Source organism: Arthrobacter hankyongi, assembly GCF_022012395.1.
Classification (GTDB): domain Bacteria; phylum Actinomycetota; class Actinomycetes; order Actinomycetales; family Micrococcaceae; genus Crystallibacter; species Crystallibacter hankyongi.
Window position 1 is genome coordinate 1 of the sequence record NZ_JAKLTQ010000042.1, and the last position, 3,214, is coordinate 3,214.

The following is a 3,214-nucleotide window of genomic DNA, read 5'->3' on the forward strand; positions in this document are numbered from 1 at the left end:
GGGCAGCTGGCCAGGGCCGGCAGGGACCTGTTCCTGTCCCCGGATCAGGTCCTGGACATCGCCCGCCGGGGCGCCGAATTGGGCTGCCGGGAGGCGCTGTTCACCCTGGGTGACCGGCCGGAGGACCGGTGGCCGGCGGCCCGGGAGTGGCTGGATGCGCACGGGTATGACTCGACCCTGGACTATGTGCGGGCGATGGCCGTGCGGGTGCTGGAGGAGACCGGGCTGCTGCCGCACCTGAACCCCGGGGTGATGTCCTGGGAGGAGATCCAGCGGCTGAAGCCGGTGGCCCCGTCGATGGGGATGATGCTGGAGACCACCGCTACCCGGCTGTTCACCGAGAAGGGCGGGGCGCATTTCGGGTCCCCGGACAAGGACCCGGCGGTGCGGCTGCGGGTGCTCGAGGACGCCGGACGGTCGAACGTGCCGTTCACCACCGGGGTGCTGCTGGGCATCGGCGAAACGTATGCCGAACGGATCGAGGCGCTCTTCGCGATCCGGGCCGCGGACCGCCGGTACGGGCACATCCAGGAGGTGATCATCCAGAATTTCAGGGCCAAGGACGCCACCGCGATGATGCACGCCCCGGACCTGGGCACCGAGGAGTATGTGGCCGCGGTGGCGGTCGCCCGCCTGGTGCTCGGCCCGAAGGCCCGGGTCCAGGCCCCGCCGAACCTGACCGACCCGGCGGAGCTGGGCCTGCTGGTGCGGGCCGGGATCGATGACTGGGGCGGGGTCAGCCCGCTGACCCCGGACCACGTGAACCCCGAGCGGCCCTGGCCGCACCTTCAGGACCTGGCCGCCCTCACCGCGCAGGCCGGGTTCGCCCTGACCGAGCGGCTGACCGCCCACCCGCGCTACGTGCTGGCCGGGGAACCCTGGCTCGACCCGCGGGTCACCCCGCACGTGCGCGCCCTGGCCGGCCCGGACGGGCTGGCGGACCCGGAGGTGCTGCCGGCCGGGCTGCCCTGGCAGGAGCCGGACCCGGACTGGGCCGGGACCGGGCGGGTTGACCTGCACACGGACATCGACACGGACGGGCGCACCGGTGACCGGCGCGGCGATTTCGACGCCGTGTACGGGGACTGGGACGAACTGCGCGACCAGGTGGCCGAACAGGCCGGGCAGGCCGCCGCCGGACAGGCTGGCCGGGCCGGGGGCGGGGACCGGGCGGTGCGCGCGGCCCTGTCCCGGGCCGAAGACAATCCGGCGGGCCTGTCCGACAAGGAGTACCTGGCCCTGCTGGGCGCCCAGGGCCCGGAGCTGGAGGCGCTGGCGGGCCTGGCCGACCGGGTGCGGGCGGACACCGTCGGGGACAGCGTGGGGTACGTGGTGAACCGGAACATCAACTTCACCAACGTCTGCTACACCGGCTGCCGGTTCTGCGCCTTCGCCCAGCGCCGCACCGACGCCGACGCCTACACCCTCTCCCTTACCCAGGTCGGGGACCGGGTCGAGGAGGCCTGGGCGCTGGGGGCGACCGAGATCTGCATGCAGGGCGGGATCCACCCGGACCTGCCCGGCACCGCCTACTTCGACCTGGCCCGCGAGGTCAAGCGCCGCCGGCCGGGCATCCACCTGCACGCCTTTTCCCCGATGGAAATCGTCAACGGGGCCGCCCGCACGTCCCTGTCCTACGCCGACTTCCTGGCCGAGGCGAAGGCCGCCGGCCTGGACACCATCCCGGGCACCGCGGCGGAGATCCTGGACGACGAGGTGCGCTGGATCCTGACCAAGGGCAAGCTGCCGGCCGCGGACTGGATCGACATCGTGTCCACCGCCCACAACCTGGGCATCCGCTCGAGCGCCACCATGATGTACGGGCACGTGGACACCCCCGCCCACTGGGTGGGGCACCTGCGCACCCTTACCCGGATCCAGGACGACACCGGCGGCTTCACCGAGTTCGTGCTGCTGCCCTTCATCCACACCAACGCCCCGGTCTACCTGGCCGGCATCGCCCGGCCCGGCCCGACCCTGCAGGAGAACCGGGCCGTGCACGCGGTGGCCCGGCTGATGCTGCACGGGCGGATCGACCACATCCAGACCTCCTGGGTCAAGCTCGGCACCGAGGGCACCGCGCTGATGCTGGCCGGCGGGGCCGATGACCTGGGCGGGACCCTGATGGAGGAAACCATCTCCCGGATGGCCGGGGCCGAGCACGGCTCGGAAAAGACCGTGGCCGAACTTGAGGCCATGGTCACCGCCCTGGGCCGCACCCCCGCCCAGCGCACCACCACCTACGGCACCCCGACCGACGAACGCCTGGCCACCGCCGCCAAATACGCGCACACCGGCTACGCCGCCACCGGCAAAACCCTGCTCGTGGCACCCGGGGACGCCGACGGCGGCCGCCCCACCCCCGGCAAGGCCCCGGTGTCCCTGGGCCTGCCCGGCCTCGGCCGGCCCGACCCGGCCCCCGCCGGAGCGCCGGCATGCCGGTAACCCCAACCCCCGGCACCCGCCGAAAGGAGACAGCCATGACCAGGACCCCGCGGCCCGGCCGGGCACCGGCCGGCCCGGCCGCCGGCACCCCGCACCCCTCCTGGACCGTGGTCATCCCGTTCAAGGGCGGCCCCGGCGCGAAAAGCCGCCTGGCCCGCCCCGCCGGGGGGGCCGCAGGATTCCGCCCCGACGTGCGCCGGGCCCTGGCCCTGGCCTTCCTCACCGACACCGCCGCCGCCGCGGCCGCGGTGCCCGCCGTCGGCCGGATCATCGTCGTCTCCTCCGACCCGGCGGTGCTCGGCGTCCCGGGCATCGTCCTGGTCGCCGACCCCGGCCACGGGCTGAACCCCGCCATCACCGCCGGCATCGACTGGGCCCGGGAACACCATCCCGCCGACGCCCTGGCCGTGCTGGCCGGGGACCTGCCCTCCCTGGCCCCGGCCGACCTGGCCGCCGCCCTGACGGCGGCCGCCGCCCACCCCCGGGCCCTGGTGCCCGACCGGGCCGGCACCGGCACCACCCTGGCCACCGCCCTGCCCGGGCAGGAGCTGATCCCACGATTCGGCCCCGGCTCGTGCCAAGCCCACCGTGCCGCCGGGCACGTGCTGCTGCCCGTGGCGGCCGGCTCCACCCTGCGCGCCGACGTCGACACCCCCGAGGACCTCGAGCAGGCCCTGCACCAAGGCACCGGCCGTTACACCCGCGCCGCCGTGCTCGCCCCGCCGCCCCGCGCCTACGGCACCCGCCCCGCCGGCAGCCGCCGGCACCT

The 3,214-nt window shown here is 74.9% G+C and carries 2 protein-coding genes; both read left to right on the forward strand.

Features of this window, described 5'->3' with window-relative positions; translation table 11 throughout:
* Positions 1-2,445, forward strand: a 2,445-nt coding sequence (locus tag LVY72_RS24000) for a bifunctional FO biosynthesis protein CofGH (RefSeq protein WP_237827457.1), incomplete at its 5' end; no start/stop codon positions are given.
* A gap of 35 nt (positions 2,446-2,480) precedes the next feature.
* Positions 2,481-3,214, forward strand: a 734-nt coding sequence (cofC, locus tag LVY72_RS24005; protein WP_237827458.1) for a 2-phospho-L-lactate guanylyltransferase, incomplete at its 3' end; no start/stop codon positions are given.